27 protein-coding genes are annotated in these 25,935 nt (G+C 67.8%); 16 read left to right on the forward strand and 11 right to left on the reverse strand.

Annotation, left to right across the window (positions count from 1 at the left end; all coding sequences use genetic code 11):
* Positions 1-46: 46 nt before the first annotated feature.
* Positions 47-898 (reverse strand): ATP-binding protein, encoded by an 852-nt coding sequence (locus tag AC1RNC_RS03490; protein WP_492883750.1) that lies wholly within the window; start codon positions 896-898, stop codon positions 47-49.
* Between the two features lie 132 nt (positions 899-1,030).
* On the opposite strand from AC1RNC_RS03490, the gene yajC reads away from it, so the two are divergent.
* From yajC to AC1RNC_RS03510, 4 genes are read left to right on the forward strand one after another with little or no spacing between them, the layout of a single operon-like run.
* A complete protein-coding gene (yajC, locus tag AC1RNC_RS03495; protein ID WP_492883752.1) occupies positions 1,031-1,336 on the forward strand; it encodes a preprotein translocase subunit YajC in 306 nt (101 codons plus the stop codon).
* Positions 1,337-1,392: 56 nt separating this feature from the next.
* Positions 1,393-2,991 (forward strand): protein translocase subunit SecD, encoded by a 1,599-nt coding sequence (gene secD / locus AC1RNC_RS03500; RefSeq protein ID WP_492883754.1) that lies wholly within the window; start codon positions 1,393-1,395, stop codon positions 2,989-2,991.
* 11 nt (positions 2,992-3,002) lie between these two features.
* On the forward strand, positions 3,003-3,950 hold the full coding sequence (secF, locus tag AC1RNC_RS03505) for a protein translocase subunit SecF (RefSeq protein ID WP_492883756.1): 948 nt from the start codon (positions 3,003-3,005) through the stop codon (positions 3,948-3,950).
* On the forward strand, positions 3,950-4,303 hold the full coding sequence (locus tag AC1RNC_RS03510; RefSeq protein ID WP_492883758.1) for an Mth938-like domain-containing protein: 354 nt from the start codon (positions 3,950-3,952) through the stop codon (positions 4,301-4,303). The genes secF and AC1RNC_RS03510 overlap by 1 nt, the downstream gene beginning before the upstream one ends.
* Here the strand turns inward: AC1RNC_RS03510 and AC1RNC_RS03515 are convergent.
* Positions 4,300-5,007, reverse strand: a complete 708-nt coding sequence (locus tag AC1RNC_RS03515) for a hypothetical protein (RefSeq protein ID WP_492883760.1) — start codon at positions 5,005-5,007, stop codon at positions 4,300-4,302. The two genes, AC1RNC_RS03510 and AC1RNC_RS03515, sit on opposite strands and share 4 nt — an antisense overlap.
* Before the next feature lie 130 nt (positions 5,008-5,137).
* Here AC1RNC_RS03515 and AC1RNC_RS03520 point away from each other — a divergent pair, with 130 nt between their 5' ends.
* Both AC1RNC_RS03520 and AC1RNC_RS03525 read left to right on the forward strand, forming a co-directional pair.
* The gene (locus tag AC1RNC_RS03520) at positions 5,138-5,752 is read left to right on the forward strand and encodes a urate hydroxylase PuuD (protein ID WP_492883762.1); all 615 of its coding nucleotides are present in this window, start codon (positions 5,138-5,140) and stop codon (positions 5,750-5,752) included.
* Between the two features lie 67 nt (positions 5,753-5,819).
* Entirely contained in the window at positions 5,820-6,533 is a 714-nt protein-coding gene (locus AC1RNC_RS03525; protein ID WP_492883764.1) for a squalene/phytoene synthase family protein, read from the forward strand.
* A gap of 2 nt (positions 6,534-6,535) precedes the next feature.
* On the opposite strand, the gene AC1RNC_RS03530 is transcribed toward AC1RNC_RS03525, so the two are convergent.
* The gene (locus AC1RNC_RS03530) at positions 6,536-8,641 is read right to left on the reverse strand and encodes a S9 family peptidase (protein WP_492883766.1); all 2,106 of its coding nucleotides are present in this window, start codon (positions 8,639-8,641) and stop codon (positions 6,536-6,538) included.
* A 286-nt stretch (positions 8,642-8,927) separates the two neighbouring features.
* Here AC1RNC_RS03530 and lpxC point away from each other — a divergent pair, with 286 nt between their 5' ends.
* From lpxC to AC1RNC_RS03550, 4 genes are all read left to right on the forward strand, one after another.
* Entirely contained in the window at positions 8,928-9,824 is an 897-nt protein-coding gene (gene lpxC / locus AC1RNC_RS03535; protein ID WP_492883768.1) for a UDP-3-O-acyl-N-acetylglucosamine deacetylase, read from the forward strand.
* A gap of 99 nt (positions 9,825-9,923) precedes the next feature.
* Complete coding sequence (locus AC1RNC_RS03540; protein WP_492883770.1) at positions 9,924-10,853, forward strand: outer membrane protein assembly factor BamD; 930 nt, start codon at positions 9,924-9,926, stop codon at positions 10,851-10,853.
* Positions 10,854-10,936: 83 nt separating this feature from the next.
* The gene (recN, locus tag AC1RNC_RS03545) at positions 10,937-12,634 is read left to right on the forward strand and encodes a DNA repair protein RecN (RefSeq protein WP_492834541.1); all 1,698 of its coding nucleotides are present in this window, start codon (positions 10,937-10,939) and stop codon (positions 12,632-12,634) included.
* Positions 12,635-12,654: 20 nt separating this feature from the next.
* On the forward strand, positions 12,655-12,771 hold the full coding sequence (locus tag AC1RNC_RS03550) for a hypothetical protein (RefSeq protein ID WP_492884383.1): 117 nt from the start codon (positions 12,655-12,657) through the stop codon (positions 12,769-12,771).
* Positions 12,772-12,773: 2 nt separating this feature from the next.
* Here AC1RNC_RS03550 and AC1RNC_RS03555 read toward each other — a convergent pair whose 3' ends face one another.
* Complete coding sequence (locus tag AC1RNC_RS03555; RefSeq protein ID WP_492883772.1) at positions 12,774-13,895, reverse strand: acyltransferase family protein; 1,122 nt, start codon at positions 13,893-13,895, stop codon at positions 12,774-12,776.
* 133 nt (positions 13,896-14,028) lie between these two features.
* Between AC1RNC_RS03555 and ligA the strand changes: the two genes are divergently transcribed.
* From ligA to AC1RNC_RS03570, 3 genes are all read left to right on the forward strand, one after another.
* Positions 14,029-16,380, forward strand: coding sequence for an NAD-dependent DNA ligase LigA (gene ligA, locus AC1RNC_RS03560; RefSeq protein ID WP_492883774.1), 2,352 nt, complete (start codon positions 14,029-14,031; stop codon positions 16,378-16,380).
* Complete coding sequence (locus AC1RNC_RS03565; protein WP_492883775.1) at positions 16,356-16,991, forward strand: 3'-5' exonuclease; 636 nt, start codon at positions 16,356-16,358, stop codon at positions 16,989-16,991. Before ligA ends, AC1RNC_RS03565 begins: the two co-directional genes overlap by 25 nt.
* A gap of 124 nt (positions 16,992-17,115) precedes the next feature.
* A complete protein-coding gene (locus AC1RNC_RS03570) occupies positions 17,116-17,532 on the forward strand; it encodes a DUF2147 domain-containing protein (protein ID WP_492834533.1) in 417 nt (138 codons plus the stop codon).
* A 16-nt stretch (positions 17,533-17,548) separates the two neighbouring features.
* Here the strand turns inward: AC1RNC_RS03570 and AC1RNC_RS03575 are convergent, their stop codons facing one another.
* From AC1RNC_RS03575 to AC1RNC_RS03585, 3 genes are read right to left on the reverse strand one after another with little or no spacing between them, the layout of a single operon-like run.
* Positions 17,549-19,360: an aminopeptidase P family protein gene (locus tag AC1RNC_RS03575; protein WP_492883777.1), complete on the reverse strand. Its 1,812-nt coding sequence runs from the start codon at positions 19,358-19,360 to the stop codon at positions 17,549-17,551.
* Between the two features lie 38 nt (positions 19,361-19,398).
* Positions 19,399-20,265 (reverse strand): 50S ribosomal protein L11 methyltransferase, encoded by an 867-nt coding sequence (locus AC1RNC_RS03580; protein WP_492883779.1) that lies wholly within the window; start codon positions 20,263-20,265, stop codon positions 19,399-19,401.
* A gap of 39 nt (positions 20,266-20,304) precedes the next feature.
* A complete protein-coding gene (locus tag AC1RNC_RS03585) occupies positions 20,305-20,808 on the reverse strand; it encodes a hypothetical protein (protein WP_492883781.1) in 504 nt (167 codons plus the stop codon).
* Between the two features lie 92 nt (positions 20,809-20,900).
* Between AC1RNC_RS03585 and AC1RNC_RS03590 the strand changes: the two genes are divergently transcribed.
* Positions 20,901-22,064, forward strand: coding sequence for a low temperature requirement protein A (locus AC1RNC_RS03590; protein WP_492883783.1), 1,164 nt, complete (start codon positions 20,901-20,903; stop codon positions 22,062-22,064).
* Here AC1RNC_RS03590 and AC1RNC_RS03595 read toward each other — a convergent pair.
* Entirely contained in the window at positions 22,061-22,222 is a 162-nt protein-coding gene (locus AC1RNC_RS03595) for a hypothetical protein (RefSeq protein WP_492841169.1), read from the reverse strand. The genes AC1RNC_RS03590 and AC1RNC_RS03595 overlap by 4 nt on opposite strands.
* A 246-nt stretch (positions 22,223-22,468) precedes the next feature.
* Positions 22,469-24,895, reverse strand: coding sequence for a DUF3553 domain-containing protein (locus AC1RNC_RS03600; protein ID WP_492883785.1), 2,427 nt, complete (start codon positions 24,893-24,895; stop codon positions 22,469-22,471).
* 144 nt (positions 24,896-25,039) lie between these two features.
* Between AC1RNC_RS03600 and AC1RNC_RS03605 the strand changes: the two genes are divergently transcribed.
* Together AC1RNC_RS03605 and AC1RNC_RS03610 are read left to right on the forward strand one after the other, a co-directional pair.
* Positions 25,040-25,246 carry a hypothetical protein gene (locus AC1RNC_RS03605; protein ID WP_492883786.1) on the forward strand — a complete coding sequence of 69 codons (207 nt, stop codon included), beginning with the start codon at positions 25,040-25,042 and terminating at the stop codon, positions 25,244-25,246.
* Between the two features lie 3 nt (positions 25,247-25,249).
* On the forward strand, positions 25,250-25,522 hold the full coding sequence (locus AC1RNC_RS03610; protein WP_492883788.1) for a hypothetical protein: 273 nt from the start codon (positions 25,250-25,252) through the stop codon (positions 25,520-25,522).
* On the opposite strand, the gene AC1RNC_RS03615 is transcribed toward AC1RNC_RS03610, so the two are convergent.
* Entirely contained in the window at positions 25,506-25,730 is a 225-nt protein-coding gene (locus tag AC1RNC_RS03615; RefSeq protein WP_492883790.1) for a ribbon-helix-helix domain-containing protein, read from the reverse strand. The two genes, AC1RNC_RS03610 and AC1RNC_RS03615, sit on opposite strands and share 17 nt — an antisense overlap.
* A gap of 16 nt (positions 25,731-25,746) precedes the next feature.
* Positions 25,747-25,923 carry a DUF4169 family protein gene (locus AC1RNC_RS03620; protein WP_492101026.1) on the reverse strand — a complete coding sequence of 59 codons (177 nt, stop codon included), beginning with the start codon at positions 25,921-25,923 and terminating at the stop codon, positions 25,747-25,749.
* Between the last annotated feature and the right edge of the window lie 12 nt (positions 25,924-25,935).

Below are 25,935 nucleotides of genomic sequence, written 5' to 3' on the forward strand. Positions count from 1 at the left end.
TGAATTTTCGACGGCCCGCTTCGAGAGAGGCGGGCCGTTCTGCTGTTCAGCTGGGCAGCTTGACGCCCAGTTCGCCGGCCAGATCCCGCACGAACTGCCAGGCGACCCGACCCGAGCGGGCTCCGCGCATCTGCGACCATTGCAGGGCGCGGCGGTCGAGATCGGGTGCGGTCAGGCCGAACTGCTCGGCATAGCCGCGGATGGCGGCCAGATAGGTGTCCTGGTCCATCGGCGGGAAGCCGATCCACAGGCCGAAGCGGTCGGAGACGCTCATCTCTTCTTCGGCGTTCTCGGCGGCGGCGATGGCGCCCTGGCTTTCGACGTGGTCGCGCGGCATCAGGTGGCGACGGTTGGAGGTGGCCACGAACAGCACGTTCTCGGGCGGGCCCGAGACGCCGCCCTCCAGCGCCGACTTCAGCGCTTTGGCCGCGGCGGCCCCGTCCTCGAACGAAAGATCGTCGCACAGCACCACGAACCGCTCAGTCCGTGCGCGGAGCAGATCGAACAGCGGCGGCAGGGCCGCGACCTCGTCACGATCGACCTCGATCAGTTTCAGGGCCGGGAATTCGTCGGCCAGGCTGACGAAGGCGGCCTTGGTCACTGAGCTCTTGCCGGTGCCGCGCACGCCCCACAGCAGCACGTGGTTGCAGGGCACGCCGAGCGCGAAGCGGCGCAGGTTGTCGACGAAGCGGCCTTTCTGGCGGTCGATTCCCACCAGCAGGTCCAGCGACAGCGGATAGTCGGCCGCCGGGACGAAGGCGCCGTCCTTGGGCTCGTGCCGGAACAGGCGCGCGGACGAAAAGTCCGGCGCGGGCGGCGCGGGCGGCGCCAGGCGTTCCAGGGCTTCGGCGATGCGGGCGAGCAGGGGCGTAAGTGAGGGACTGGGCGCGTCGGTCATGGGCACGCTGCATACCGGGTGCGCTTGGATTGCAAAAGGGGAGGCGAACGCATAGCTTCCGCCGACTTGGCGCGACCCTATGAGCTTGTCTCTTTTTGGCTGGCGCGCCGCATCGGTTTTGTTGGAGACGTCATGTCCGGTCTGAACGCTCAATTCCTGCAGCTCGCGCCCATCCTTCTGATGGTCGTGCTGTTCTACTTCATGCTGATCCGTCCGCAGCAGAAGCGCGCCAAGGAGCATCAGGCGATGCTCGCCAACCTGAAGCGCAACGACACCGTCGTCCTGTCCAGCGGCATGATCGGCAAGGTCGTCCGCGTCGAGGACAAGGAAGTCGGCGTCGAGATCGCCACCGGCGTGACCGTGAAGGTCATCAAGGGCATGATCACGGAAGTCCGCGCCAAGGGCGAGCCGGCGCCTGCCAACGACGCGAAGAACTAAGACGCTCCAGAATATCGCGAGGCGTTCTAGCGACGTCGCCTGAAAGTCCCTGATCCATGCTGACCCTCTCCCGCTGGAAGATCATCGCCGTCACCCTGTCGGTGATCTTCGGCATTCTGTTCTCCCTGCCCAACGTCCTCCCTCAGAAGACGTTGGACGCCATGCCCGGCTGGCTGCCGCACCAGAAGCTGAATCTCGGCCTCGACCTGCAAGGCGGCTCTTATCTGCTTTATGAGGTCGACACCGACGCCCTGCACCGCGAGCGTCTGTCCAACCTGATGGAAGACACCCGCACCCAGCTGCGGAACGAGCAGATCCCGTTCGGCGAACTGGCTCAGCAGGGCGAGGTGATCAGCGTCCGCATCGGCGACGCCTCGCGCTACGAAGCGGCCCTGAACCTGCTGCGCAAGAATCTCGGCGCGCCTCTGGCCGGCGTGATCGGCGGCAAGGACGTCAGCGTCCAGGGCAAGGGCGACAACCGCATCGAAGTCACCTTCGTGCCGGAAGCCCAGCGCGCCGACGCCGCCAAGGCCGTCGACCAGTCGATCGAGACCATCCGTCGCCGTATCGACAGCCTGGGCACCAAGGAGCCCTCGATCAATCGCCAGGGCACTAACCGGATCATGATCCAGGCGGCCGGCGAGAGCGATCCCGAGAAGCTCAAGAGCGTCATCGGCAAGACCGCCAAGCTGACCTTCCAGATGGTCGACGAGACGGTGACGCCCGAAGACATACAGGCCGGCCGCATCCCCCCCGGCTCGGAACTGCTGCAGAGCGAAGACCGCTCCGCGCCGTATTACGTGGTCAAGAAGCGCGCCGTCGTTTCGGGCGACGAACTGACCAATGCTTCGCAAACCTTCGACCAGAATGGCCGGCCGGCCGTCGGCTTCGCGTTCAACGGTTCCGGCGCCAGGAAGTTCGGCGACATCACCCTGCGCAACCCCGGCAAGCGGTTCGCGATCGTCCTGGACAAGAAGGTGATCTCTGCCCCGGTGATCAACGATCCGATCACCAGCGGCAGCGGCATCATCACCGGCAGCTTCACCGTCGAAAGCGCCAACGAACTGTCGCTGCTGCTGCGCTCGGGCGCCTTGCCGGCCCCGCTGAACGTGGAAGACCAGCGCACCGTGACCGCCGAGCTCGGCGCCGACGCCGTCAAGGCCGGCGCGATCTCGCTGGCCATCGGCGCCCTGTCGATGTTCGTGTTCGTGATCCTGGCCTATGGCCTGTTCGGCGGCTTCGCGGCCATCGCCCTGGTGGTCAACGTGCTGCTGATCGTCGGCATCATGTCGATGACCCAGGCGACCCTGACCTTCCCGGGCATCGCCGGCCTGATCCTGACCCTGGCCGTCGCCGTCGACGCCAACGTGCTGATCTACGAGCGCATGCGCGACGAGGCCAACGCCGGGCGCACGCCCATGGCCGCGGCCGACCACGGCTACAAGCTGGCCCTGACCTCGATCCTGGACGCCAACATCACCAGCCTGATCTCGGGCCTGATCATGTTCAGCTTCGGCTCGGGCCCGGTGAAGGGCTTCGCCTGGACCCTGGTGATCGGCGTGTTCACGTCGCTGTTCACCGCCATCTTCATCACCCAAGTGCTCATCGGCTGGTGGTTCAAGACCACCAAGCCGAAGAAGCTGCCGATCGCATAGGAGAACCGACCATGCGTTGGCCACTCATTCGCTACATCCCGCGTTCGACTCACTATCGGTTCGTGCGCTGGGCCCCGGTCGCGGCCGTCATCTCGGCGATCCTGATCGCCGCCTCGATCGGCCTGCTGGTCTTCCAGGGCCTGAACCTGGGTATCGACTTCAAGGGCGGCGTCGCCCTGGAAGTGCAGATGTCGCGCCCGGCTCCCTTGGCCGAGCTGCGCACGACGCTGGACCAGATCGGCGCCCATGACGGCCAGGTCCAGGGCTTCGGTTCGCCGAACTCGGCCATGGTCAAGTTCCTGCCGGCCAAGGGCGAAAAGCCCAGCGACGCGTCCAAGCACGTCGAAACCGAACTGGTGAAGCGCTTCCCCGACCTGAAGGTGACCAGCCGTTCGGAAGTGGGCGCCAAGGTCTCGGGCGAGCTGCTGCTCTCGGGCTTCAAGGCCCTGGGCGTGGCCCTGCTGCTGACCCTGGGCTACATCTGGTTCCGCTTCGGCCTGTCGTACGGCACGGGCGCGGTCGTGGCCGTGATCCACGACATCGTCCTGACCCTGGGCCTGCTGTCGGTCATGCGCATCGAGTTCTCGATGACCGAGATCGCGGCCCTGCTGACGGTCATCGGCTATTCGATGAACGAGAAGGTCATCACCTTCGACCGGCTGAAGGAGAACCTGCGCAAGTACAAGACCACCCCGCTGCGCGACATCATCGACCTGTCGGAAAACGAGCGTCTGTCGCGGACGATCATCACCGGCACCACGGCCTTGCTGGCCCTGGGCGGCACGATGATCTTCGGCGGGCCGGTCCTGTTCCCGCTGGTGTTCACGATGATCTTCGGGATCATCATCGGCACCTATTCGTCGATCTATATCGCCCTGCCGATGATCCTGATCTGGGGCGTGAAGCGGAACGACGAGGAAGCCACGCCGATCAAGCTCGGCGCGGCCTCGCGCCCCTGATGCGTCAGCCGCCGTCCATCGACGCCTGGGGCGGCGGCGGCTTCCGGGTCTCCGGCGACTGGCGGCCCGGCTCGCTGCTGATCCTCGACGATCAGCCCCGCGACTGGTCCACCACGTCCCTGGCCGAGCTGACCCCTGAGGCCTTCGCCGAGGTGTTCGCCGCCGGCGGGGCGGTGGAGTTCGTTCTGCTGGGCACGGGCCTCAACAACGGCCTGCCGCCGCGCGCTGTCCGCGACGCCCTGAAGGCGGCGGGCGTGGGCCTCGAGTTCATGAGCACCGAAGCGGCGGCTCGGACGTACAACGTCCTGGCCAGCGAAGGCCGCAGGCTGGCGGCCGCGCTGATCGCGGTCTAGGCTGTCTGGTCGACGGTCGCGCCGGGTTCTTCGGCGCGATCCTTCTTCGCCTTGGCTTCGGCGCGTTCCTCGGCCGCCTTTCGCAGCATGCCCAGGGCCGCTTCGGCGACGCCGCCGACGCGGTTCTCGTCGGTCAGGGTGTCCAGGGCGGCCTTGGCGTCGTCCGACAACGAGACCTGCACGGCCGCGTCCTTGCCGGTCTTCTCGGCCTTTTCAGCCTTCTCGTCCGCCAGTTGCTGCTCGCGCCCATCGGCATTGGTTTGGAGGAAGGCCTTCCAGCTCTCCAGGGTCCCGGTCTGCTCAAGGCTGGCCGTCCCGGCGAAGATCATCTTCTGCTGCTGGGGCGACATCCGGTTCAGGGCGACGATCTGGTCGGCCATCACGTTGCCTTCGCGCGGCGTGCGCATACCCCGGGCGTTGAAGTCATCGGCGGCCTGGCGGATTTGCTTGGCTATGGTCGAGTTGTTCCAGGCGGCGTTCAGCGCGTCGCGATCGGCCTGGGTGCTGGACTTGAACCAGTCGGCCCGCCCCTGGTCCGAGGCGTACAGCGCCTTGCCGATGGCGACATAGGCGTCGATCTTCTGGTCATCCGAGGCGCCGGAGCCGTCGGCTAGGATCGCGGACTGGCGCAGAACCACGGCGACGCCGCCGCCACCGCTGGCGAGCTGCGGGGAGAGGGGCTGGGCGACGGACGACACTTGCATGGCGGATCTCGCTTTGGCGCAACTTGAGGTTACGGCATTCGCCTTAACGGCGTCCTAGCGGCGACTTTGCCGACTCCCGAAAACGGTCCTATGGTCCAGGCCAAGCTTTCAGAAGGACTTGGGGGAAACGATGTCCGGGCTGCTTACCAACTTCCGCAACACCATGATCGTCAGCTTCGTGCTGGCCCTGGTGATCGTGATCGGCTACGCGCACGGCCCCGACGGGCATGGCGCGATCTTCCTGCAGGCCGTTTTCCGCTGGCTGCACGTGCTGTTCGGCATCCTGTGGATCGGACTGCTCTACTACTTCAACTTCGTGCAGATCCGCGTGATGCCGCAGATCCCGGCCGAGCTGAAGCCGGCGGTCAGCAAGTACATCGCGCCCGAAGCCCTGTTCTGGTTCCGCTGGGCGGCGCTGTTCACCTGGGTGATGGGCGTGATCCTGGCTTTCAGCCGCGGCTACCTGCTGGAAGCGGCGACCCTGGGCCTGGCCGGCGGCTACACGCCCGGCGTGGACATGCAGTACACCTTCATCGGCACCGGCATGTGGCTGGGCACGGTGATGTTCTTCAACGTCTGGGTCTTCATCTGGCCGAACCAGAAGATCGCGCTGGGCATGGTCGAGGCCGACGCGGACGCCAAGGCGAAGGCGGCCAAGCTGGCCATGCTGTTCTCGCGCACCAACACCCTGCTCAGCCTGCCGATGCTGGCGACCATGGCGATGAACCAGACCGTCTTCGGCTGACGCCCGACGCGACACGCTGTAAGGGGAGGGCCCGCCAGCTCGGCGGGCCCTTCTTCGTCTTGAGACCATGGCCGACACCGAAACCCTCGACGATCTCGTCCGCCGCGTCGATCCCGACCGCTGGCTGGCCAGCCGGTTCATCGGCGACCTGGCCGCGCGGGCCGACGTCATCGCGCTGTTCGGCCTGAACTACGAGCTGGCCCGGGTGGCGGGCGGAGTCTCCAACGCCCTGATGGGCGAGATCCGCATCACCTGGTGGCGCGAGGCGATGGAAGAGATCGCCGCCGGCAAGCCGCCGCGCAAGCATCCCAATGTCGAGGCCCTGGCCGCGTCCCGGTTCGATCCGAACGCGCTCGCGACACTGGCCGAGGCGCGCTTCGCCGATCTGGACGAAGGTCCCCTGAAGGATGAGGCCGCCGTTCTGGCCTATGTCGACGCCACGGCCGGCGCGTTGGCGGTGCTGGCGGCGCGGCGGCTGGATGCGAGCGCCGATCCGCACGCCGTCAAGGGCGCGGCGCGGGCGTTCGGCCTCACAGGTCTGTGGCGGCTGAAACAGGCTGGGCGGTCGCGTCTGCCCGAGACCTGGACGCGTGAGGACGTGGTCGGGCGCGTCGAGGCGCAACTGAAGGCGGCCCGGGGCGAGGTGAGGGGGCTGCCCGTGGCGTCTTTCCCGGCCGTGGCCCCGGCGGCGCTGGCGCGGCCCCACCTGAAGGGCCGCGAGATGAGTGATCTCGAAAGGAAGGCCCGTCTCACCTTCGCGGTGGCGACGGGCCGCCTCTAGGCCTACTTCCCCGGCCGGTTGTTCCCCGTCCACTGGTCCAGCCAGTCCAGCACTTCCTTGTGCCACTGCACCGAGTTCTGGGCCTTCAGCACCCAGTGGTTCTCGTTCGGGAAGTACAGCAGCTTGCTGGGCACGCCCTTGCGCTGCAGGGCCGTGAAGGCTCCCAGGCCCTGTTCGACGGGGATGCGATAGTCCAGTTGGCCCTGCACGATCAGCTGCGGCTTGGTCCACTGGGCCACGTGCAGGGCGGGGTTGAAGGTCTCGTAGGTCGTTCCGGGCTGCCAGGGCGTTCCACCGTTCTCCCACTCGGTGAACCATAGCTCCTCGGTGGCGTAGCCCATTGCGCGGGTGTCGAAGACGCCGTCGTGGGTGACCAGGCACTTCCAGGGCTGGGGCCAGGCGCCAGCGATCCAGTTGACCATGTAGCCGCCGTAAGAGGCCCCCAGGGCGCAGGCGCGGTCGCCATCCAGGAAGGCGTACTTGCCCAGCGCCGCGCTCCAGCCCTTCTGCAGGTCCTCCAGCGGGCGGTCGCCCCAGTGCTGGCTGATCGCGTCGGTGAAGGCCTGACCGTAGCCGGTCGAGCCGTGGAAATCGACCATCACCACGGCGTAGCCGGCATTGGCGTAGATTTGCGGGTTCCAGCGATAGGACCAGCTGTTGCTGAACGAGCCCTGCGGACCGCCGTGGATCAGGAAGGCCACGGGATACTTCTTGGCCGGATCGAAGTTGGCCGGCTTCACGATGAAGCCATGCACGGTTTCGTCGTTCCAGCCCTTGAAGTTGAACTGTTCCGGCTCGCCCCAGGCTACGTCCTTGAGCGCTTCGCTGGAGACGCTGGCCACCCTCACCACCGGGCGCTTGGACCCGAGCAGGAACAGCTCCGACGGACTCTTCAGCGAGTCCGAGGCGTAGACGATGCCCGCCGGGCCCACATCGAAGCCGGTGACATGGCCGTCGCCGGTGAGCGCGACGACCTTGTCGCTCTTCACGTCGATGGCGAACAGCTTGCCTTGGCCGACGTCCAGGGCGGTGGCGTAGATCGTCGTGCCGTCCGGGCTCCAGGCGATGGAGTCGGCCGAGCGGTCCCAGTTGGGCGCCAGTTCGCGTTCCTGGCCGGTGGCCATGTCGCGCACAATGATGGCGAAGCGATCAGCCTCGAAGCCGGGGCGCTTCATGGCGCGATAGGCGGCCAGCTTGCCGTCGGGCGAGAACACCGGGGCGGCGTCCCAGGCCTTGTTGCCGGCCGTGAGGTTCTGGACCCTGGCCGAGCCGTCCAGCGGCGCGCTCCAGACGTCATAGTTGGTCGTCCAGGCCTCATCCTTGCCCGCGACCTTCGCCGAGAACACCAGACCCTTGCTGTCCGGCGTGATCGTGAAGTCGGCGTCGTCGCCATAGGGCTTGGTGGGCGTGTCGCCGTCGAAACCCTTCATCAGGTCGACCGGTTGGCCTGCCGCCACGCCGTTGGCGTCCAGCGTCCAGGCGAAGAGGTGGTTCTTGGTCCCGTCGTTCCATGTATCCCAGTGGCGGACGAAGAGGCGATCATAGACGACGCCCGTGGCCTTGGTCGCGGTCTTGGCGGCCAGCTTGGCCTCGGTGCAGGCGAAGTCGGCGCAATCGGGGAACACGGCCAGGCCCACGACGATGGTCTTGCCGTCCGGGGCGACCTTGAAGGCCTGGACGTCGAACGGGGCCGCGGTCACCTGGGTCGCGGTCTCGCCCATGACGTCGGTCTTGAACACCTGCTCGATCCCGCCGGCGCGGCTGGATGAGAAGTAGATGGTCTTGCCGTCGGCGCTCCAGCGGCCGCTCGACGCGCCGCCGTCCGAGATCTTCAGCCGGCGCGGCGCCATCCTGGCCTTCAGGTCGGCGATCCACAGCGACATCGCGGCCTTGTTGGCCGGATAGTCCATGGTCCGCACCGAATAGAGCACATGGCGACCGTCGGGCGAGACGCGCGGATCAGACAGGCGATCCAGGCTCGCCATGTCCTTGGCGGTGAAGACGTGCGGCTTGGCGGGCGTCTGCGCGTGGGCCGCCCCGGCGAGGGCGACGGCGAGGACCGCCGCGGAAGCGGCCATGGGGGCGACGATACGCAAGCTCTTGATCATGAAACCGAAATTCCCGGAAACGGTTATCGCTTTGGCGGCGGAGCGTAGTCCTGGTTTCGCCGAGCCGCTAGGGGAGCCGGGGACCAAGATTCCCGAGCACGGATCGTCGACCGACGGTCTGTTTCCGCGCCTGCGTTTCTGTGACAAATCTGTAATCAAGTCAGTCGTTTAGCGCGTAACAATCCGAAACAGACTTTGCTTTGCCGCGACGCAGCATCCTTCCTAGATGGAAGCTGGGGCGAAAGGACGACCGCAGAGTCGTCCGTCGAACGATAAGGTGTCTCTAGTGTCGGCTTCGGGTTATTTTCAGCACACGGTCGCGGGACCGGTGATCTTCGCGGGGATCGGCCTGCACACGGGCGCGCACGTGCGCGTCTCGGTGCGTCCGTCGGCCCCTGACACGGGGATCGTCTTCGTGCGGACCGATGTGCAGAACCGCGACAACCGCGTCCCCGTGACCGCCCAGGCGGTCTGCCAGACGCAGCTCGGCACCGTGATCGGCAATGGCGACGACGTCCGCGTCTCGACCATCGAGCACCTGATGGCGGCCCTGGCGGCCCTGTCGATCGACAACTGCGTCGTCGAGGTGGACGGTCCGGAAGTGCCGATCATGGACGGCTCGTCCGAGCCCTTCGTCCAGATCCTGGATCGCGCCGGCCGCCGCAAGCAGGAAGCCGTCCGCCAGTACATCGAGATCCTGGCCCCGATCACGGTGGAGGAGGGCGACAAGCGCGCCAGCCTGTTGCCGTCGGACCGGTTCGAGGTCGCCTTCGAGATCGCCTTCGGCTCGCGGGCCATCGGCCGTCAGGCCGTGGATCTGGTCGTCGACGAAGACTCGTTCCGCGCTGAGCTCTCCGACTGCCGCACCTTCGGCTTCGTCCGCGATGTCGAGGCCCTGCGCGCCATCGGCCTGGCCCGGGGCGGCTCGATGGAGAACGCCGTGGTCATCGACGGCGATCGCGTGCTGAACCCGGAAGGCCTGCGCCGTCCGGACGAGTTCGTTCGCCACAAGGCGCTGGACGCCATCGGCGACCTCTATGTGCTGGGCAAGCCGCTTGTGGGCCGCTTCGAAGGCGTTCTGGCCGGTCACGGCCTCAATAACGCCGTGGTTCGGGCATTGATGGCCCAGCCGCGCGCCTGGCGCCTACGCGCCCTCGCGTCGGAACTGGCTGAAGCGGTCTAGATAGCGTCTCCGGGAGTCGGGCTCGGCGTTCGCATTTGCGCCTTCGACGGCGTGGTGTAGAAGCCTTGCACGGCGCTGGGGCGCGCGTTTGCTTCGAGGGTGAGAGACTCCGTGCTTCGTAATTTCAAGGGACGTTCGGCCGTCACGATCGCCGCCATGCTGGTCGCCGTGTCGGTGGCGGGCTGCGCGGGCAAGGCCAAGAAGCCGACCCTCGCCTACGAAGAGCGCCCGGTCGAGCTGCTGTATTCCACGGGCGCCAACCGCCTGGACCGTGGCAACTGGAACGAAGCCGTCGACTATTTCCGCGAGGTCGAGCGCCAGCACCCTTATTCGGAATGGTCGCGCCGCTCGATTCTGATGACCGGCTACGCCCACTACATGGGTAACCAGTACGCCGACGCCATCGGCGACTCGGACCGCTTCATCTCGCTGTACCCCGGCAACCCGTCGGCCCAGTACGCCTACTATCTGAAGGCCATCTGCTATTTCGAACAGATCGTCGACGTGAACCGCGACCAGGCCGCCACCGAGCAGGCCCTGGCCGCGCTGCGCGACGTCGTCCAACGCTACCCGACCACCGAGTACGCCCAGGACGCCCGCCTGAAGATCGACATGGTCAACGACCAGTTGGCCGGCAAGGAAATGGCCATCGGTCGCTACTACCTGAAGAACGGCCAGACCCTGGCCGCCATCGGCCGCTTCAAGACGGTCATCGAGAAGCACCAGACCACCTCGCACACGCCTGAAGCGCTCTATCGTCTGGTCGAGGCCTATCTGACCATCGGCCTGACCGAGGAAGCCAAGCGCAACGGCGCGGTTCTGGGCTACAACTTCCCGGGCGACCGCTGGTACGCCGACGCCTACAAGCTGCTCAACGACAATGGCCTGCGTCCCGCCGTCGAGCCGCTGAAGGCCGGCGCCAAGCGCAACGTCCTGGAGCGCGTCCTGTCGAAGGACAAGGACACGACCCTGGCGCCTCCGGGCGAAAAGAAGTCCAGGAAGGGCCTGATGGGCGTCCTGGGCATGTAGAAGCGACGGGATCGGATGCCTGGTCCCGTTTCGTTCTACCTTTGCGCTTTGAAAAATCCTGATTCCCGGCGATCTTGCGCATCATGCTGATCGGCCTCTCCATCCGTGACGTCGTGCTCATCGAGAGCCTGGACCTGGCCATCGGCGAGGGCCTGACCGCGCTGACCGGCGAGACCGGGGCGGGGAAGTCGATCATTCTCGACGCCCTGGGTCTGGCCACCGGCGCGCGCGCCGACGCGGGGCTGGTGCGCCGAGGGGCCGCCGGCCACGCCTCGGCCACGGCGATGTTCGCCCTGCCGGCCGACCACCCGGCCTTCGCCTATCTGGACGACAAGGGCCTGGCCTATGCCCGTGACGAGGATCTTGTCCTGCGCCGGCAGTTGTCGCCCGACGGTCGCAGCCGCGCCTTCGTCAACGACCAGGCCACCAGTGTTGGCGTGCTGAAGGACCTCGGCGCGCTGCTGCTGGAGGTTCACGGCCAGCACGAGACCGTCGGCCTGCTGGATCCCAAGACCCACCGCGGCCTGCTGGATGTCTTCGGCGGCGTCAGCGTCGGCGCCGTCGGCTCGGCCTGGAGCGCCTGGCGCGCCGCCCGCGAGGCGGCCGCCGCGCTGCGCGACCTGGCCGGCCGCGCCGCCGCCGAGACCGAGGAACTGACCCTGCGCCTCTCCGAACTGGACCGTCTCGATCCCCGCGAAGGGGAGGAGGCGGCCCTGGCCGAGGAGCGGGCCCTGCTGAGCTCGGCCGAAAAGGCCATGATCGACATCGCCTCGGCCCAGGACGCCCTGGGCGGCGACGCCTTGTCCGGAAAGCTGGCCCAGGCCTATCGCGCCTTGGAGCGGGCCCGCGAGCGCGCCCTGCAGGCCGGCGCCCCGGCCGACGGCGCGGCCATGACCCGGCTATCCGCCGCCTGCGAGGCCGTCGACCGGGCTCTGGTCGAGGCCCAGGAAGCCAGCGCCGCCATCGATTCGGTCGCCGAGAGTTTCGAGTTCGAGCCCGATCGCCTGGAAAAGGCCGAGGAGCGCCTGTTCGCCCTGCGCGGCATGGCCCGCAAGCTCAATGTCCTGGTCGAGGATCTGCCGGCCAAGCGCGCCGAGTTCGCCGCGCGCCTTCAGGCCATCGAAACCTCCGAAGAGGCCCTGAAGGCCGCCGACAAGGAGGCCGCCGAGGCCCGCGAGGCCTATCTCTACGCCGCCGAGGCCTTGTCGACCGAGCGCCGCGCCGCCGGCGACGCCCTGGCCAAGGCCGTCGAGGCCGAACTGGCCCCGCTGAAGCTGGAAAAGGCCAGGTTCCGCGTCGCTGTCGAGCCCCTGGCCGAGGATCGCGCTGGCCCGACCGGCCTGGACCGCATCGCCTTCGAGATTTCGACAAATCCCGGCGCGCCGTTCGGCCCGATGGAGGCCATCGCCTCGGGCGGCGAACTGGCCCGCTTCGCCCTGGCCCTTAAGGCGGCTTTGGCGGGGCGCGGCGGCGGTCCGCAGCCGCTGATGATCTTCGACGAGGTGGATCAAGGCGTCGGCGGGGCCGTGGCCGACGCGGTGGGTTTGCGCCTGAAGCGCCTGGCCTCGAACGCCCAGGTTCTGGTCGTCACCCACTCAGCCCAGGTCGCCGCGCGGGGCGACGCCCACTGGCGGATCTCGAAGTCGGGCGACGACACCTCGACCCGCACCAAGGTCGAACCGCTCAGTCCGGCCGAGCGCGAGGAAGAGATCGCGCGGATGCTGTCGGGCGCCGAGGTGACGGAAGCCGCGCGCGCGGCGGCGCGGGCCTTGATGGCTTAGAGCCGGCACTACCCAGTCAAATCTATTCTTGTCATCCCGGCTGCAGCGAAGCGAAGAGCCGGGACCCAGGGGCAACCGCGGTGCGCCGACCCCTGGGTCCCGGACAAGCCCTTCGGGCTTTCCGGGATGACAAGTGAAGTTAGGCTTGAGCGGTAGAAGCTGACACCTTCACTTCAAGCAGTTGTTGGGAACGGCCCTTCATCCACCGCTGCAACGGCGCGTCGACCGCCCGCTCGAACAGCCACGCCACGAAGATCGTCGCCGGGATCGCCAGCGCCCACAGCGCCCAGGCCGCCGCCGAGGGCAGGCCGAGCTTGCTCTCGACCATCCGCGCGACGCCGAACCACATGGCCGCCGTCAGGGTGTTGGTCAGAAACAGCGAGAACGACAGCTTCCCGGCCACGCCGGCCCAGCGCCAGGCGCGCGGCTTGGAGGCCCCGGCCGCGTAGATCAGGAAGCCCAGCAGGGCCAGGCTGAAATAGTCGAACCGGCCCAGGGCCTGGATGCCGACGACGGCAGCCAGGGTCGCCACGGCCAGCGGCAGGGCCTGTCGGCGCGCCAGGGTCGTCACCGGCAGGCGGGCGACCAGAAGGCCGATCATGAACAGGGGTATGCCCCGGATCAAGCCGAAGCGCAGCGGTAGCTGATAGCCGGGGATGCCGAAGACCATCAGCGCGGCCTGGTCGATGGCGACGTAGGCGCAGACGCCCAGGATCAAGAGCGCCAGCGGCCGCCGCGTCGCCGCCACCCGCCGCCAGACCATCGGGAACAGAGCGTAGGCCACGATCAGGGCCGACAGGGTCCAGGTCGGGGTGTTCCAGCCCGAGCTCCCTGGCGCGAACCAGGCCTGGACCAGGAAGACCTGCGGCAGCAGCTGGTCCCACTGGAACCACTGCGGGTTCTGCGGCGCCAGGCCGATCGCCGAGGTTCCAACGAAGAACGCGACGAACAGAGCCAGCATCACCAGATGCGGCGGCCAGATGCGCTGCACGCGCCGCTTCAGGAAGGTCAGTGTGTCGACGTCGGCGCTTTCAACGCGGGGGCCATAGGCCCGGGCCAGCACATAGCCGGACAACATCAGGAAGAAATCCGTCGCCAGATAGCCGCGCCCGAAGGCCGGCGACAGGCTGAACAGCGACACCGGGGCCCGCTCGGCCACGTGGTAGAGCACGATGAACAGCGCCGCCAGGAACCGCAGGGCGTCCAGCGGACCGTCCCGCGACAGGACGGGCAGAGCGTTATTTGTGCCGGCTTTGAACATCGAAGGCTCCTTCAAGCCTTGCGGCGCAAGGGACGGGCCAAATTTCCCCTGACAGGCGACCACATCGCTGACTCCCCCCGTCAGGACGGCGTTGCTAACCTGCGGGGACTTCCCGTCTTTCGGATTCGCCGCTGTGTCCCTCATCCCCGTCGCCGACCTCACCGAAGCCCAGGCCGTCGAGGAACTGGAGCGCCTGGCCGACCAGCTGACCGCGCACGACATCGCGTATCACCAGAAGGATGCGCCCACGATCAGCGACGCCGAGTACGACGCCCTCAAGCGCCGCAACCTCGACATCGAGACCCGCTTTCCGCACCTGGTTCGCGATAATTCCCCGTCCATGCGGGTTGGCGCGGCGCGGGCCGAGCAATTCGCCCCGGTCGAGCACGGCGTGCCGATGCTCAGCCTCGACAACGCCTTTTCCAACGACGAGGCGATCGAGTTCGACGCCCGGATCCGGCGGTTCCTGCGTCTCACGCCCTCCGACACGGTCGCCTATACGGCCGAGCCCAAGATCGACGGCCTGTCGGCTTCGCTGCGCTACGAGAAGGGCGTGCTGGTCCAGGGCGCGACGCGGGGCGATGGCCGGGTGGGCGAGGACGTCACCGCCAACCTGCGCACCATCGCCGACATCCCCCACCGCCTGAAGGGCTCGGGCTGGCCCGACGTGATCGAGGTGCGCGGCGAGGTCTATGTCGAGCTGGAGGCCTTCGCCGCCTTCAATCAGGCCGCCGAAGAAGCTGGTCAGCGCACCTACGCCAATCCGCGCAACTTCGCCGCCGGCTCGCTGCGCCAGATCGATCCGAAGATCAGCGCCCAGCGGCCGCTGCGATTCTTCGGCTATGCCTGGGGCCTGGTGTCCGAGCCGTTCGCCGACAGCCAGTGGGGCGCGCTTTCGATGCTCGCAGAGTGGGGCTTCGTCACCACGGCCCCGCCAGCCAAGCGGGTCGAGAACGCCCAGGGCCTGCTGGACGTCTACGCCCAGTTCGAGGCCCTGCGGCCCACGCTAGGCTTCGACATCGACGGGGTCGTCTACAAGGTCGACGACCTGGAGCAGCAACGCCGCCTGGGTTTCGTGTCGCGCTCGCCGCGCTGGGCCATCGCCCGCAAGTTCCCGGCCCAGCGGGCCCGCACGATCCTGGAAGCCATCGACCTGCAGGTCGGCCGCACCGGCGCGATCACGCCGGTGGCGCGGCTGAAGCCGGTGACGGTCGGCGGCGTTTCGGTGACCAACGCCACCCTGCACAACGCCGACGAGATCGCCCGCCTGGACGTCCGCCTCGGCGACACCGTGGTGATCCAGCGGGCCGGCGACGTCATTCCGCAGATTGTCGAGGTGGCCCTGGATGCGCGGCCCGATCCGGCGCCCGCGCCTTACGAATTCCCGCACGTCTGTCCGTGTCCGCTGAAGACGCCGCTGGCCCGCGAGGTCACGGCCTCGGGCCAGGAATCGGTGGTGCGCCGCTGCACCGGCGAGTTCGCCTGTCCGTTCCAGCGGGTCGAGCATCTGCGCCATTTCGTGTCGCGCCGCGCCTTCGACATCGAGGGCCTGGGCGAGAAGCAACTTCAGGCCTTCTTCGACGAGGGCTGGATTACCGAGCCGGCCGACATCTTCAAGCTGGCCAAGGACGAGGACAAGCTCTCGGCCCTGCGCGAACGCGAGGGGTATGGCGAGACCTCGGTCGCCAACCTGGTCAAGGGCATCGAGGCGCGCCGTACGATCGGCATGGACCGGATGATCTACGGCCTGGGCGCGCGCGACATCGGCGAGACGACCTCGACCGTGCTGGCCCGCAACTTCGACCGCTTCGAGGACCTGCGAGCCGCTGCCGAGGCCGCCGCCAAGGGCCTGCCGGGCGAGACCTATCTGGAGCTTTCCACCGCGCCGGGCGTCGGGCCCAAGGCGTTGGACACGCTGGTCGAGGCGGGGAGAGGCGGTCTGGTCGCCGATCCCTGGCCGCAGACCGACGACCTGGAGATCAAGATCGGCCATGCCGTGCCGAAGCTGACCAAGCCCGCCCGCGCGGCCCTGGCCCAGCGCTACGGGACCTGGGACGCCTTCGCACAAGGGCTGGTCGCCGCCGCCTCGGGTGCGCCCGGCGAGGACTACCTGCACCTGGCCGCCATCGACGGCGTTGGTCCGGTGGCCGCCCAGTCGCTGGCCCGGTTCTTCGCCGAGGAACATAACCGCGCCAAGGTCGCCAACCTCGTCGCCGAGCTGGACATCCAGCCGGTCGCCAAGCCCAAGACCGACACGGCCGTGGCCGGCAAGACCATCGTCTTCACCGGTTCGCTGGAGAAGATGACCCGCGATGAGGCCAAGGCTCAGGCCGAAAGCCTTGGTGCGAAAGTCGCCTCGTCGGTGTCGAAGAAGACCGATCTGGTGGTCGCCGGTCCCGGCGCGGGCTCGAAACTGAAGACGGCGACCGACTTAGGCATCCAGGTTATGACCGAAGACGAGTGGCTGGAGATGGTCGCCAAATGAAGGTCATCGCTCTGGACTTCGAGACCGCCAACGAGCAGCGCGCCAGCCCGTGTTCGATCGGCCTGGCCTGGATCGAGGACGGCCAGGTAGCGCGGATCGAGCACCACTACATCCGACCGCCCGGGAACCGGTTCGCGCGGTTCAACATCGCCTTTCACGGCATCGGTCCTCAGCATGTCGAGGATGCCGACGAGTGGCCGGACGTTCTAGAGCGGCTGCGGCCCGAGCTGGAAGGCGCGCTGGTGCTGGCCCACAACGCCTCGTTCGACGTCAGTGTGATCCGCCGGACATGCGAGCACTATGGGGTGCGGGCGCCGGGCTTCGACTATCTGTGCACGGTGCAGGTGGCGCGCGGCGTCTGGCCGGAGCTGTCGTCGCACAAGCTGAACGTGGTCTGCGGCCACCTGGGCGTCGACTTCAAGCACCACGACGCGGCGGGCGACGCCTATGCCTGCGGACAGGTGGCGCTGGCGGCGGCGAGCTTGAACGGCGCGCCGCATGTACGCGACCTTCCGGGCCGCCTGGGCATGACCCTCGGCCGGCTGGACGACGACGGCTACACGCCGCCCAAGGGCGCGGTCAGCCCCCGCCGGGCGCGCGTCCACGGTTGAGGCGCATCGCCGCAACCGCAATTCCCGCCTCGTTTTCGCCTTCGGCCTTGTCCTGACTGGGCGGATCACGCAACGAATGGGTTCAAACGCGCATTTGAAGGCGCGAACCCATCGGGAGTATCGAATGCTGCGCACTATCCTGCTTGCCGCCGCCCTTACTGTTACGGCCGGTTCGGCCTTCGCGGCCGACGTCACCGGGGTCTGGCAGACGCCGACCAACGGCGGCCAGGTCGAGATCGCCCGCTGTGGCAACAGCCTGTGCGGCAAGCTGATTACGTCCGACCACATCAAGGCCAACCCGGCCCAGAAGGACGCCAAGAACAAGGACGAGTCCCAGCGCGGCCGTCCCTTGAAGAACCTGCAGATGCTGTACGACTTCTCCGGCGGCCCGACCAAGTGGACCGGCGGCAAGGTCTATAACCCCGACGATGGCGGCACCTATTCGGGCACGGTCGAACTGCTCAGCGACAACGAGCTGAAGCTGAAGGGCTGCATCGTCGCGCCGCTGTGCAAGACGCAGCGGTGGACGCGGTTGAAGTAGGCGTCGCGCGCGCCGCCTAGAGCGGCGCGCAGACCTCTTCCAGCCAGGCCCGGACCTCGGGCTCGACTCGAGGGCCGATCTCGGCCAGCACGCGGGCGTGGTAGGCGTCGAACTGGGTCACTTCCTCGGCGCTCAGCAGGCTCTTGTCGATCAGGCGGCGGTCGATCGGCGCCAGGGTCAGGGCCTCGAAGCGGTGCATCGGGCGGTCGCCGCCGGGGACGTCCTCGGCCGGCATGACGACTTCCAGGTTCTCGATCCGGATGCCGTATTCGCCGTCCTTGTAGTAGCCGGGCTCGTTCGAGACGATCATGCCGGGCTGCAGGGCGATGGTGTTCGGGGCTTTGGAAATCCGCTGCGGGCCCTCGTGAACCCCCAGATAGACGCCGACGCCGTGGCCGGTGCCGTGGTCGTAGTCCAGGCCGTGCGCCCAGAGCGCGGCGCGGGCGAAGGCGTCGATGGCCGAGCCGGTGGTGCCGGGCGGGAAGCGCAGGCGCGCGATGGCCAGGTGGCCTTTCAGCACCAGGGTGTTGCGGTTGATCATCTCCGCCGACGGCTCGCCGATGGCGACCGTGCGCGTGACGTCGGTGGTGCCGTCCAGATACTGCCCGCCGCTGTCGACCAGCAATAGAGAGCCCATGGCGGCGCGCTCGTTGGAGCGTTCGGTCGGGTGGTAGTGGGGCAGGGCGCCGTGGCCGTTGGCCGCGCCGATGGTGTCGAAGGACAGGTCCTTCAGCCGGCCCGTGGCCTCGCGGAAGCCTTCCAGCTTGGCGACGGCCTCCTTCTCGTCCGGCGGGTTGATCTGACCCTCGGTGGCCAGCCAGTGGAGGAAGCGGGTCAGGGCCGCGCCGTCGCGCTTGTGGGCCTCCCGCGTGCCGTCCAACTCGACGCCGTTCTTGCAGGCGCGCGGCAGGGCGCAGGGATCCATGGCCCGGACGATCTTGGAACCGGCGGCGGCCAGCTGGTCAAAGTACCAGGCCGAGGACTGGGTCGGATCGACCACGACGGTCTTGTCCGAAAGGTCGCCCAGCGCCTCCTCCAGCTTGTCCGGCGTTTCCAGCGAGACCTGGTTGCCGAGCCAGGCGGGCAGGTCCTGGGTGACCTTGGCCGGCTCCAGGAAGAGGCGCGCCGTGCCGTCGGCGTTGAGGATCGCCTGGGCTAGCGGCAACGGCGAACGGATGACGTCGCCGCCGCGGACATTGAACAGCCAGGCGATCGAGGCGGGCGCGGTGATCACCGCCGCGTCGGCGCCGAAGGCGGCGATCGCCGCGCCGACCCGGGCGCGCTTGGAGCTGGACTCCTCGCCGGCGTATTCGACGTATTGCGGCACGATCGGGGCCATCGGCTGGGCGGGACGGGCCTCGCCCCAGGCCTGGTCGATCGGGTTGGCGGCGACGGGCTTGAGGATCGCGCCGGCGCGGCTGGCGGCGGCCTTCAGGCCTTCCAGGGCCGAGGGGCTGTGGAGGCGGGGGTCATAGCCGATCACCGCGCCCCTTTCGGTCGTCTCCAGATAGGCCGGTACGCCGCCCTCGACGAGATCGCGGATCTCGAACACGCCCTGGTCGACTTGCTGGCGGACTTGCAGCGTATAGCGACCGTCGACGAAGACGGCGGCGCGGTCCTTGAGGATCACGCCCGCGCCGGCCGAGCCGGTGAAGCCGCTGGCCCAGGCCAGTCGGTCATTAGCGGCTGGCAGATATTCGTTCTGGTGCTCATCCTCGTGCGGCACGAGGAAGCCGTCCAGGCCCTGCGCGGCCATGGCGGCGCGGATCAGCGGAACATGCTTGGGCCCGAAGGACGGGTCGGTGGATTCGTCGAAGGTCTGGCGCATGGGGAGGATTTAAGCCTCCCCATGCGAACAGGGAAGTCCTACGGCCGCTGCAAGACCAGGGTCGCCCAGGCGTCGCGGTGGATGCGGCTCACGACCTTGAAGCCGCGCGAGAGGTAGGCGGCCTTGACCATCCGCTCCTGGGTGCGCAGCAGGCCCGACAGGATGACCGTGCCGCCGGGAACCAGGGCGCGCTTGATGTCCTGGGCCAGGCTGATCAGCGGGCGGGCCAGGATGTTGGCGAACACCAGATCGTAGGGGGCGTTGTTGGCCACCAGCGGATTCGACAGACCCGAGGCGTGCACGAACCTGGCGTTGGCCTTGTTGACCTTGGCGTTCTCCTTGGAGATCCGCACGGACGGCTTGTCGATGTCGGTGCCGACGGCCAGCTTGCTGCCGGTGCGGGCGGCGGCGATGGCCAGCAGGCCGGTGCCGGCCCCGACGTCCAGCACCTTGTTGAACTTGCGGGCCTTGATCAGGCGATCATAGGCCTGCAGGCAGCCGACGGTGGTGCCGTGGTGGCCCGTGCCGAACGCCGCGCCAGCCTCGATGCGCAGGTTGACGGTGCTGGCCGGCAGGCGGCCGCGGTCATGCATGCCATAGACGAAGAAGCGGCCGGCGCGCACGGGCGGCAGGCCCGACAGCGCCATGGCCAGCCAGTCGGCGTCGGCCAGGGTGTCGCGCACGACCTTCAGGTCGTATTCGCCCAGCACGGCCATCAGGCTGGCGTCTTCCTCATCGGTGGTCGGGAACGCGTCGATGCGCCAAATGCCCTTGTCCTCGTCCTCTTCGAGGATCGAGTAGGTGGCGCCTTCCAGGCCCGGATGGTTGTCGATGGCGTCGGCGGCGGTCTCGGCTTCGGCGCGCGCGCCGCGGGCGACGATCTGCTGGGGCGTATAGTCGGTCATGCCGCTCCGTTAGCGGCAAAGGCGTCAAAAAGCGAGCCTTCAGCGCGTCGTCATGCCCGTGGCGGCGGCGTCGACCATCATCGGGGGCGTGGAGGTCGATACGGGTTGGGGCTTGCGATCCTCGGGCAGGGAGATGTCGAGGATGTCGCCGCGTTCTGACGCCCAATTCGGCGCATCGGCTGGCGGTGGGGGCGTCGCCGGACCGTGCTGGGCGGGGACATAGGGCGGTAGCTCGGGCGCCGGCGGCGGTTCGTAGTCAGCGTACTGGATCGGCGGCGGGGGCTGCGTCGCCCGCAGGAAGTCCGTACCGACCACGTAGTCCGGGATCTTGCCCGCCGGCCAGGAGATCGGCTCGGCGTAGTCCTGTCGCGCATACTGGGCGGGTTCCATCTCGGGCGTGTAGCCGAGATGCTGGTCGCCGGTCTGCATGGCCAGGCCCGCCAGGGCGCCGAGCACGGCGCAGGCCGGCGCGCCAAGAGCGACGGGGCGGGTGAGGGCGAAGGCCTTCAGACGGCCAAGGATGTGTTTGAGCCACGGGGCCATGTCGGCATAGCGCGCGACGAAGGCTTTTGGTTCGAAATCCCGCTCGCGAGACTCAGCGGCCGGACTCTAGGTTGGGCGTGAAGAGGGACATCATGAGCCAAAAGCCGCTGCTGCGCGAACGCCACGGGCGCGAACACGCCCGCGTCACCTATGTGGAGCTGTTCTTCGACCTGGTCTTCGTGTTCGCGGTCACCCAGCTGTCCCACGCCGTCATCGGACACCCGACCGGCCTTGGCCTGCTGCACGCGGGCCTGCTGCTGCTGGCCGTCTGGTGGGCGTGGGTGTTCACCGCCTGGGTCACCAACTGGATGGACCCCGAGCGGACGCCGGTGCGGGTGATGCTGTTCGTGTTGATGGCGGCGGGCCTGGTGCTGTCGGCCGCTATCCCGGACGCCTTCGGAAAGCGCGGCCTGGTCTTCGCCTGCGCCTATGTGTTTATCCAGGTGGGGCGGAGCCTGTTCTTCCTGGTCGGCGTCTGGCGCGAGCCCGCCCACCGGCTGAACTTCATCCGCATCCTGTCCTGGCTGTCCCTGTCGGCGGTCTTCTGGATCGGCGGCGCCTTCCAGCAGGGCGAGGCGCGGCTGCTGATCTGGGCTCTGGCCATGGCCATCGAATACGCCTCGCCGGCCATGGGCTTCTGGACGCCCGGCCTGGGGCGCTCGTCCTCAACCGACTGGGTCGTCGAGGGCGGTCACCTGGCCGAGCGCTGCGCCCTGTTCACGATCATCGCCCTGGGCGAGTCGGTGATCGTCACCGGGACCACGGTGGTCGGCCTGCCATGGACTTTCGAGGTGATCGCCGCTTTCGCCAGCGCCCTGGTCTGCAGCATCGCCATGTGGTGGATCTATTTCTCGTTCACGGCCGAGGCGGCCAGCGAGGCCATCGCTCATTCCGACAATCCCGGCCGGATCGCGCGGGTGGCCTACACCTACAGCCACCTTCTACCGGTGGCCGGGGTCATCGTGGCGGCGGTCGGCGACGAGTGGGTGCTGCACCATCCGCTGGGCCATACCGATTTCAAGACCGCCGCCGCCGTGATCGGCGGACCGGCGCTGTTCCTGTTCGGAGCTCTGATCTTCAAGCTAGCGGTGTTCAGGCAGTGGTCGAGGACGCGGATCGTCGGCCTGGCGCTGCTGGCGGGGTTGACCCCGATCGCGAGCCACGTCAGCCCGCTGACCTTGTCGGTAGCGACAACCCTGATCCTGGTCGTGGTCGGGGCGTGGGAGACGTGGCTGGCGGAGAGACGGCTGACTTAGCCGATCTGGTCGATGACGATGTCGCGCAGTTGGGCGCGGGTAAGGCCCGGCCAGACCCAGTCGGGCTGAGTGGAGCGTGCGGGCGTCGCGGTGCGGAAGGTCGAAGGCATGTGGGGCGCGCTCTTGGCGGCGGCCTTACGGGTAAAGTTGGTTTTCATAAAGTTCCAGACAAGGGTCGGGCGTGTCGCCGGACCCGATAGATCATAAGGGGTGGAGATATCCGCCCGGAGCCGTCGATGACGGTGGGGGCGATGGAGCGCCTAGTTGCTCAGCCACCTTGGCTGAAGCGTTTGACTGCTTCCTGACTAGCATATGGTTATCCGCTTGTCGCGTTCAACCCCCGCGACATCGGGGCGCGGGGGAAAGATGCTCCTCACGCGCCGCGGGGGAGCATCCGCCTTTGTTCAGGCCTTCTCGACGAAGCTGTCGATGACCTTCTTCTCGCCGGCCTTATCGAAGGCCACGGTCAGCTTGTTGCCCTCGATGGACGTCACCTGGCCGTAGCCGAACTTGACGTGGAACACCCGGTCGCCGCGCGCATAGGCGCTGCCGGCCGGGGCCGAGACGGCGACCAGGCGGCCTTCGCCCTCGATCGGGGCCGAGCGGGCGGACGAGCCGGCGCGGACGCCCTGGGGGCCGCGCCAGGCGGGGTTGCGCTCGCCAAAACCCGCCGTGCGTTCCTGGGCGCGCTTCCAGCCGGGGCTGTCATAGCTGCTGCCGGCCTGGAAGGCGGAGGTGCCGGGATCGTCCCAGCGCGAGGCGGCCGTCGACTGCATCCCCGGGCCGCCACCGTAGTAGCCGGTCTCAGAGCCCGCATCGACGTGGGCGATCGGCAGTTCATCGACGAAGCGGCTGGGCAGTTGCGATGTCCAGCGGCCATAGACCTGACGGTTGGCGACGAAGCTGATCAGGGCCTGCTCGCGGGCGCGGGTGATGCCGACATAGGCCAGGCGGCGCTCTTCCTCGAGACCCTTCTCGCCCTTGTCGTCCATGCTGCGCTGGCTGGGGAAAACGCCTTCCTCCCAGCCGGGCAGGAAGACCAGCGGGAACTCCAGGCCCTTGGCCGAGTGCAGGGTCATGATCCAGACGGCGTCGCCGGTGGCTTCGCGGTCCAGGTCCATGACCAGCGACACGTGCTCCAGATACGCTTCCAGCGTATCGAAGGCGCCCATCGACTGGACCAGTTCCTTCAGGTTCTCCAGCCGCGTCTGGCTGGTCGGACCCTTGTCGAGGCGCAGGGCGTCGGTATAGCCGCTCTCCTCCAACACCGTCTCCAGCAGGCGCTGGTGGTGGACCGAGCCGATCAGCGAGCGCCAGCGGTCGAGGTCGCGGATGAAGTTGCTGAGCGCCGTGCGCGTGCGGGCCGGCAACTCGTCGCTGGCGATGATCTGGCGCGCCGCCTCGACGGTCGAGACGCCGCTCAGCCGGGCGATCTGCAGCAGCTTCTGCACCGAGGTGTCGCCGATGCCGCGCTTGGGCGTGTTGACGATCCGCTCAAAGGCCAGGTCGTCATCGGGTGACTGGATCAGGCGCAGATAGGCGTGGGCGTCGCGGATTTCGGCCCGTTCGAAGAAGCGCGGACCGCCGACCACCTTGTAGGGGATCTGCAGCATCACGAAGCGCTCTTCGAAGGCGCGCATCTGGAAGCTGGCCCGCACCAGGATGGCCATCTGGTTGTACTTGCGGCCGGCCTTCTTGGCGCGTTCGATCTCGTCGGCGATCATCCGGCTCTCGGCCTCGCCGTCCCACACGCCGCTGACCCGCACCTTCTCGCCGCCGGTCGCCTCGGTCCACAGGGTCTTGCCCAGCCGGCCCTTGTTGGCGGTGATCAGTCCCGAGGCGGCGGCCAGGATGTGCTCGGTGGAGCGGTAGTTGCGCTCCAGGCGCACGACCTTGGCGCCGGCGAAGTCGCGCTCGAACCGCAGGATGTTGTCGACCTCGGCTCCGCGCCAGCCATAGATCGACTGGTCGTCGTCGCCGACGCAGCAGACGTTCTGGCGGCCCTGGGCCAGCAGGCGCAGCCACAGGTACTGGGCGACGTTGGTGTCCTGGTACTCGTCGACCATCACGTATTTGAAGCGGCGCTGGAACTCGTCCAGCACATCGGGATGGCCGGTGAACAGGCTGATATTGTGCAGTAAAAGGTCGCCGAAGTCGCAGGCGTTCAGGATGCGAAGGCGGTCCTGGTACTGACGATAGAGGCTGATGCCCTTGCCGTTGGCGAATTCGCCGGCCTCGCTGGCCGGCACGCGGTCGGGCGTCCAGCCGCGGTTCTTCCAGCCGTCGATGATCTGCGACAGGATCCGCGGCGTCCACCGCTTGGCGTCGATGTTCTCGGCCTCGATCAACTGCTTGAGCAGCCGCTCGTTATCGTCGGTGTCGATGATCGTGTAGTTCGACTTCAGCCCCACCAGCTCGGCGTGGCGGCGCAGGATCTGGGCGGCCACCGAGTGGAAAGTGCCCAGCCAGCGCAGCCCTTCCGCCTCCGGACCGATGATGTGGGTGATCCGCTCGCGCATCTCGCGCGCGGCCTTGTTGGTGAAGGTGACGGCCAGCATTTCCCAAGGGCGGGCGCGGCCCGTCGCCAGGATATGGGCCAGCCGGGTGGTCAGCACGCGGGTCTTGCCGGTGCCGGCCCCGGCCAGGACCAGCAGCGGACCTTCGGTGGTCTCGACCGCCTCGCGCTGCTCGGGGTTCAGGCCGTCCAGATAGTTGGGCGTGGCATGGCCATGGGCCGGCGGCTGCGGCCGGGCCAGGTCGGAGATGCGCGGAGAGGGCAGGTCGCCCGGAAAGCCGCCAGCGGCTTCGAGCGAGTCATCATCGGGATACATGGAACATATGTAGCACAAACCGCGCGCAGCTTAAGCCCCAACAGCGCCGCCGCGCGGCGGTGAAAGTGTCGGGAAAGGAACTTCGGAGCTCGCGTACCGTTGATCCGCCATCACGAACAAAGCCGAACAGGCACGGAGACTCTCATGGCCGAAGAAACCAGCAGCGGCGGCGGCAACATGGGCTTGGCGTTCATCGTGGGCGGCCTGGTGGTCATTGTCGCGGTGCTCGCCTTCTTCATGATGTCCGGCGGCTTCACGCAGAACAAGAAGGTCGACGTGAACATCTCGGCCTCGGCGCCCAAGTTGCCGGATGCGCCGAAGCTTCCGGAAGCGCCCAAGGCGCCGGGCTGATCGATGGCCAAGACGCTTGCTCATAACGGCGGTCATCATGGTCGGCGCGAGGGCGGCGGCCTCTGGGCGGCTTTGCTGGTCGTGGCCGTGCTCGGCGCGGCGGTCTGGGGCGCGTGGACGCTGGGTGTGATGGCCGGTGATCGGGCCGACTGGCGCCAGAGCCTGCCGGTGCTGTCGAGAACACTGCGCCAAGCGCCGAACCCGCAGCCAACGCCGATCCCGACACAGCGTCGTCCAGCGGTGACGCCCGAAGCGCACGCTAGCCTGTCGCGCTAGTCTCAGTGGCCCGCGCCAGCGCGAATACCCGACAGGCCGAGGCCAGCGGCCGCTCCCCGCGCTCCAGGTCGATCCTCTGGACCAGACCGGCCAGGCTCACCGCCTCATCGGTCGCCGCGCGCTCCAGCACCGCCCAGAACTCCGGCTCCAGAGCCAGCGAGGTCGCGTGGCCGGCCAGGTTCACCGAGCGTTTCTTCAAGCCAGCCATATGACGTCCATTGGCCTCAATCCTCGCGCTTGGCGCCGTCGAGGTCGCGCTTGAGCTTGTCAGCGCGCGCCGCGTCCAGGGTTTTCTCGGCCTTGGTGCGGCCGAACTTGGCGCGGTTCTCGGACGCCCGGGCCTTGTCATCGGCCTTGGCCTTGGCCTTGCGGGCCTGGTTCAGATTGACGATGTCGGCCATTTCTCCAGGCTT

The organism is Caulobacter sp. GW822-FHT01G02, assembly GCF_058802865.1.

Excerpts from the sequence above, each read along its gene's own strand:
- AC1RNC_RS03520 (WP_492883762.1), top strand. The coding sequence starts at position 5,138 with ATGTCCGGGCTGCTTACCAACTTCCGCAACACCATGATCGTCAGCTTC.
- AC1RNC_RS03525 (WP_492883764.1), top strand. The coding sequence starts at position 5,820 with ATGGCCGACACCGAAACCCTCGACGATCTCGTCCGCCGCGTCGATCCC.
- AC1RNC_RS03620 (WP_492101026.1), bottom strand. The coding sequence starts at position 25,923 with ATGGCCGACATCGTCAATCTGAACCAGGCCCGCAAGGCCAAGGCCAAG.
- secD (WP_492883754.1), top strand. The coding sequence starts at position 1,393 with ATGCTGACCCTCTCCCGCTGGAAGATCATCGCCGTCACCCTGTCGGTG.
- secF (WP_492883756.1), top strand. The coding sequence starts at position 3,003 with ATGCGTTGGCCACTCATTCGCTACATCCCGCGTTCGACTCACTATCGG.
- AC1RNC_RS03515 (WP_492883760.1), bottom strand. The coding sequence starts at position 5,007 with ATGCAAGTGTCGTCCGTCGCCCAGCCCCTCTCCCCGCAGCTCGCCAGC.
- AC1RNC_RS03510 (WP_492883758.1), top strand. The coding sequence starts at position 3,950 with ATGCGTCAGCCGCCGTCCATCGACGCCTGGGGCGGCGGCGGCTTCCGG.
- AC1RNC_RS03580 (WP_492883779.1), bottom strand. The coding sequence starts at position 20,265 with ATGACCGACTATACGCCCCAGCAGATCGTCGCCCGCGGCGCGCGCGCC.
- AC1RNC_RS03530 (WP_492883766.1), bottom strand. The coding sequence starts at position 8,641 with ATGATCAAGAGCTTGCGTATCGTCGCCCCCATGGCCGCTTCCGCGGCG.
- AC1RNC_RS03570 (WP_492834533.1), top strand. The coding sequence starts at position 17,116 with ATGCTGCGCACTATCCTGCTTGCCGCCGCCCTTACTGTTACGGCCGGT.
- yajC (WP_492883752.1), top strand. The coding sequence starts at position 1,031 with ATGTCCGGTCTGAACGCTCAATTCCTGCAGCTCGCGCCCATCCTTCTG.
- AC1RNC_RS03605 (WP_492883786.1), top strand. The coding sequence starts at position 25,040 with ATGGCCGAAGAAACCAGCAGCGGCGGCGGCAACATGGGCTTGGCGTTC.
- AC1RNC_RS03590 (WP_492883783.1), top strand. The coding sequence starts at position 20,901 with ATGAGCCAAAAGCCGCTGCTGCGCGAACGCCACGGGCGCGAACACGCC.
- AC1RNC_RS03555 (WP_492883772.1), bottom strand. The coding sequence starts at position 13,895 with ATGTTCAAAGCCGGCACAAATAACGCTCTGCCCGTCCTGTCGCGGGAC.
- AC1RNC_RS03600 (WP_492883785.1), bottom strand. The coding sequence starts at position 24,895 with ATGTATCCCGATGATGACTCGCTCGAAGCCGCTGGCGGCTTTCCGGGC.
- AC1RNC_RS03615 (WP_492883790.1), bottom strand. The coding sequence starts at position 25,730 with ATGGCTGGCTTGAAGAAACGCTCGGTGAACCTGGCCGGCCACGCGACC.
- recN (WP_492834541.1), top strand. The coding sequence starts at position 10,937 with ATGCTGATCGGCCTCTCCATCCGTGACGTCGTGCTCATCGAGAGCCTG.
- AC1RNC_RS03490 (WP_492883750.1), bottom strand. The coding sequence starts at position 898 with ATGACCGACGCGCCCAGTCCCTCACTTACGCCCCTGCTCGCCCGCATC.
- AC1RNC_RS03610 (WP_492883788.1), top strand. The coding sequence starts at position 25,250 with ATGGCCAAGACGCTTGCTCATAACGGCGGTCATCATGGTCGGCGCGAG.
- AC1RNC_RS03595 (WP_492841169.1), bottom strand. The coding sequence starts at position 22,222 with ATGAAAACCAACTTTACCCGTAAGGCCGCCGCCAAGAGCGCGCCCCAC.
- AC1RNC_RS03575 (WP_492883777.1), bottom strand. The coding sequence starts at position 19,360 with ATGCGCCAGACCTTCGACGAATCCACCGACCCGTCCTTCGGGCCCAAG.
- AC1RNC_RS03585 (WP_492883781.1), bottom strand. The coding sequence starts at position 20,808 with ATGGCCCCGTGGCTCAAACACATCCTTGGCCGTCTGAAGGCCTTCGCC.